Source organism: Variovorax sp. P4_D9, assembly GCF_056401695.1.
The window spans coordinates 1-4,317 of sequence record NZ_JBFUIU010000744.1 but is presented as its reverse complement, the minus strand read 5'-3'; the positions used below and the strand labels follow the sequence as shown (position 1 = coordinate 4,317).

General features: G+C 71.7%; 4 protein-coding genes. 3 read left to right on the top strand and 1 reads right to left on the bottom strand.

Annotated features, from left to right (window positions below; genetic code table 11):
* The 3 genes from AC1DY5_RS44140 to AC1DY5_RS44130 form a co-directional block, all read left to right on the top strand.
* Window positions 1-999: amidase (locus AC1DY5_RS44140; protein ID WP_478120733.1), on the top strand; the 999-nt coding region annotated here is incomplete at its 5' end.
* 63 nt (window positions 1,000-1,062) lie between these two features.
* Window positions 1,063-2,319, top strand: coding sequence for a D-amino acid dehydrogenase (locus AC1DY5_RS44135; RefSeq protein WP_478120732.1), 1,257 nt, complete (start codon window positions 1,063-1,065; stop codon window positions 2,317-2,319).
* A gap of 7 nt (window positions 2,320-2,326) precedes the next feature.
* The gene (locus AC1DY5_RS44130) at window positions 2,327-3,796 is read left to right on the top strand and encodes an NAD(P)H-hydrate dehydratase (protein WP_478120731.1); all 1,470 of its coding nucleotides are present in this window, start codon (window positions 2,327-2,329) and stop codon (window positions 3,794-3,796) included.
* An 81-nt stretch (window positions 3,797-3,877) separates the two neighbouring features.
* On the opposite strand, the gene AC1DY5_RS44125 is transcribed toward AC1DY5_RS44130, so the two are convergent.
* On the bottom strand, window positions 3,878-4,317 hold a 440-nt coding region (locus AC1DY5_RS44125; RefSeq protein WP_478120730.1), incomplete at its 5' end, for an SDR family oxidoreductase.

The following is a 4,317-nucleotide window of genomic DNA, read 5'->3' as shown; positions in this document are numbered from 1 at the left end:
CTGCTGGGCCGCACCAACATGACCGAGTTCGCCTTTTCCGGAGTCGGCGTCAACCCGCACCACGGCACGCCGGCCAACCTAGCCGATCCCGCCACCCCGCGCATCCCGGGCGGCTCGTCGTCCGGGGCCGCGATCTCCGTGGCCAGCGGCGCGGCCTTTATCGGACTCGGCTCCGATACCGGGGGCTCGATCCGGATCCCGGCGGCGCTGAACGGCATCGTCGGCTTCAAGAGCACCGCGCGGCTGGTGCCGACGCAGGGCGCCCTGCCTCTGTCGACCACCCTGGACACCGTCTGCGCCATGACGCGCTCGGTTCGCGACGCTGTCACGGCGCACCAGATGCTGGCGGCGCGCCGGGTGACCCCAGGTACGGCGCCGCTGACCGCCTACCGCCTGGCGGTGGTCAGGAACCTGTTCGAGGACGGCCTCGACCCAGTGGTCGCCAAGGCCTTCGAACGGTCCCTGGGCCGGCTCGGCGCTGCCGGCGCGCGGATCGAGGAGATCGACCTGCCGCCGCTGGCCGACCTGCCCACCCTCAACGCCACCGGAGGCTTCTCGGCCGCCGAGGCCTACGCCTGGCACCGCCTGCTGCTGGAGCGCAGCGGCGCCGGCTACGACCCGCGCGTGGCGCAGCGCATCCTCAAGGGCGCGACCATGCGGGCGTACGAATACATCGATCTGGTCCATGCCCGGCGCGACTGGATCGGCCGCATGGAGCAACTCCTGTCGCCTTTCGATGCCGTGCTTTCGCCGACCGTGCCGATCACCGCGCCGACGATCGCCAGCGTCGCGCCGGGCGAGGCCCGCGACGACGAATTTTTCCGCGTCAACGGCCTGCTGCTGCGCAATCCGTCGGTGGTCAACATGCTCGACGGCTGCGCCATCTCGCTGCCCTGCCAGGCCGCGGACGAACTGCCGGTCGGCCTGATGCTCTGGCATGCCGCCCTGCACGACGATGCGGTGCTGGYCATCGCCCTGCAGGCCGAGCGGGCGCTATAAAGTCGCCAGGGCCGGTGCGCCTGCGTGGACACCGGCCCCCACCTTTCACCGCCAAAGTCAAGAATGAAAATCGCAATCGTGGGAGCCGGGATCATCGGCGTCACCACTGCATGGGAGCTGGCCTCCGACGGCCACGAGGTGGTTGTCTTCGAGCGCCGCGGCGCCGCCGCCGAGGAATCCAGTTTCGCCAACGCGGGCGTGGTCGCGCCCGGCTACGTCACCCCCTGGGCCGGCCCCGGCATGCGCGGCAAGGTGCTGCGCTCGCTGCTGTCCACGCATGGCGCGATCAAGTTGCGCTGGCCGCTGTCCTCCCGAGACCTCGCATTCATGGCGCTCTGGCAGCGCGCTTGCAAGCTCGAAACCTACCTGGCCAATCGCTCGCGGATGCAGCGCCTGGCCTTTTACAGCCGCAACCGGCTGCACGCCGTCAGCGAGGCCTGCGAACTCGAGTACGAGCGCAGCGACGGCTACATGGTGCTGCTTCGCTCCAAGCGCGAGAAGAAGCTGGTGCAGGCCGGGCTCGAGGTGCTGCGCGCGGCCGGCAGCAGCTTTCGCGAACTCGACCCGGACGAAGCCCGCAAGATCGAGCCGGCGCTCAGCACCGACACCGCGCTGGCCGGCGCCATCCATCTGCCGGACGACGAAGTCGCCAATTGCAGGCAGTTCGCGCTGCTGCTCAAGTGGGAGGCCGAGGCGCTCGGCGCCCAGTTCCATTTCAACTGCGACCTGGCGCCGCTGAGCCGGGCGGCACCGACCTCGCTGGCGCTGGCCGCGGGCTCCGAGGCGCATCGCTTCGATGCCGTGGTGGTCTGCGCCGGCGTTGACTCGGCCGCCATGCTGAAGCCGCTGGGCCTGCGCATCCCGCTGGCGCCGGTGTACGGCCACTCGGTGAGCGCCCAGATCCGCGAACCGCTCAACGCACCTCGCAGCGCGGTGATGGACGAACGCTACAAGGTAGCGATCTCGCGGCTCGGCCTGCGCGTGCGGGTGGCCGGAACCGCCGAGCTCGGCGGCTCCCAGGTCAACCTGAATCCCGCTTCGCTGCGGACGCTCTACAAGGTGCTGCAGGACTGGTTCCCGGCCGCCGTGACGCTGCGCTCCGGCGTCCAGCAATGGAAGGGCGCCCGCCCGATGCTGCCGGACGGCCCGCCGATCCTCGGCGCCAGCGGCGTCCCGGGCGTCTGGCTCAACCTCGGCCACGGTTCGAGCGGCTGGGCGCTGTCCTGCGGCAGCGCCCGCGTAGTGGCCGACCTGATCGCCGGCCGCGATGYCGGTGTCGACCTCGAAGGGCTCGGCATCGAGCGGCTGCTGCAACATTGAGGTTCCCATGCAATGCATCACATCCGCCACCGCCGCCGAGCTTTTCGATGTCGCGACCACGCGGCGGATCGAGCAGGCGGCGGCCGCCGCACTGCCGCCCCACACGCTGATGCAGCGCGCCGGCCTCGCGGTCGCGCGCCTGGCGATGGCGATCGCACCGCAGGCGCGAACGATCTGGATCGCCTGCGGCCCCGGCAACAACGGCGGCGACGGCTTCGAGGCGGCAGCCCGATTGCAACAGCGCGGGTTCGCCCCGTTCGTGACCTGGGTCGGCGACGAGGGCCGCCTCCCGGCCGACGCTCGGGCATCGTTGCAGCACGCACGCGACGCCGGCGTTCGCTTCGCCGACGCGCCACCGGCGCAGCATGACCTTGCGATCGACGCCCTGCTCGGCATCGGCGCCACGCGGGCACCCGAAGGCCGCGTGCTCGAATGGCTGCGGCGCATGCACGCCGATCCGGCGCCGCTGCTGAGCGTGGACACCCCCTCGGGGCTGGACGCCAACACCGGGGTGCTGTCGTTCGAGCTRCCGCCCGCTTCGACGGGGTCGCCCCATGCCCGCCGCCTCTGCCTCAGCCTGCTGACCCTCAAGCCCGGCCTCTTCACGGCCCAGGGCCGGGATGCCGCCGGCGAAGTCTGGTTCGACGACCTAGGCGTCGACCCCGGCGCCGCGCCCCCGGCCGCGCGGCTGCCCGGTGCACCGGTCGCGGCCGCCCGGCGACAGTCCTCCCACAAGGGCAGCTACGGCGACGTCGCAGTCATCGGCGGTGCGCCCGGCATGGCGGGCGCGGCGCTGCTTGCCGCCTCGGCCGCACTCCTGGCCGGTGCCGGACGGGTGTTCGTCGCCCCGCTGGACGCCAGCGTCGCGCCGCTGGACCGGATCCGACCCGAATTGATGTTCCGCCGCCCCGAGCTGCTGGATCTGGGCGCGATGACCGTGGTCTGCGGCTGCGGCGGTGGCAGCGCGGTCGTCGACGTCCTGCCCCGCGTGCTGGCCGAAGCCCGAACGCTGGTGCTCGATGCCGACGCGCTCAACGCGATCGCCGGCGACGCCGGCCTGCAATCGCTGCTGCAGGCCAGACGGCCTTCAGGGCGCACGACCGTGCTGACCCCCCATCCCCTCGAAGCCGCGCGCCTCCTGAATACGACCACCGGCGAAGTCCAGGGCGATCGGCTCGGCGCGGCCGCTCGCCTGGCGGCACGCTTCGATGCGGTGGTGGTCCTCAAGGGTTCCGGAACGGTCATCGCCGCCCTCGGCGAGCTGCCCGTGATAAACCCCAGCGGCAACGCACGGCTCGCCACCGCCGGCACCGGCGACGTGCTGGCCGGCATGGTCGGCGCCGCGCTGGCCACGGGCCGGCCGGCGCAGGCGGCAGCTTGCGAGGCGGTGTGGACCCATGGCGACCTGGCGGACCGCTGGCCGGCCGGCATCCCGCTCACCGCCGGCGCGTTGGCCCGGCAGCGCCCCGGGACCTAGGCGGCCGCCAGGCCGCTCCCAAGGCGACCTGCGGCCTCCTCGAGGGGCAGCGACCCACAACGCAGTGGGGGAGCGTGGGGGCTATCCTCGACCGACGAAGGGCATCTTGGTCGCCATGATCGTGTGGAACAGCACGTTGGCTTCCAGCGGCAGATTGGCCATGTAGAGCACCGACTGCCCGACGATGGCGACGTCGATCACGGGCTCGATCGCGATCTCGCCGCTGGCCTGCGGCACGCCCTTCGTCATGCGCGCGGCCAGTTCGGTCATCGCGTTGCCGACGTCGACCTGGCCGACCGCGATGTCGTACTTTCGGCCATCGAGCGAGGCGGTCTTGGTCAGGCCCTTCACCGCGTGCTTGGTCGCGGTGTAGGCGATCGAATTGGGCCGCGGCGTGGAGGCCGAGATCGAGCCGTTGTTGATGATCCGGCCGCCCCGCGGCGTCTGGGCCTTCATGGTCCGGAAGGCCTGCTGGATGCAATAGAACATGCCGGTCAGGTTGATGTCGACCACGCCCTGCC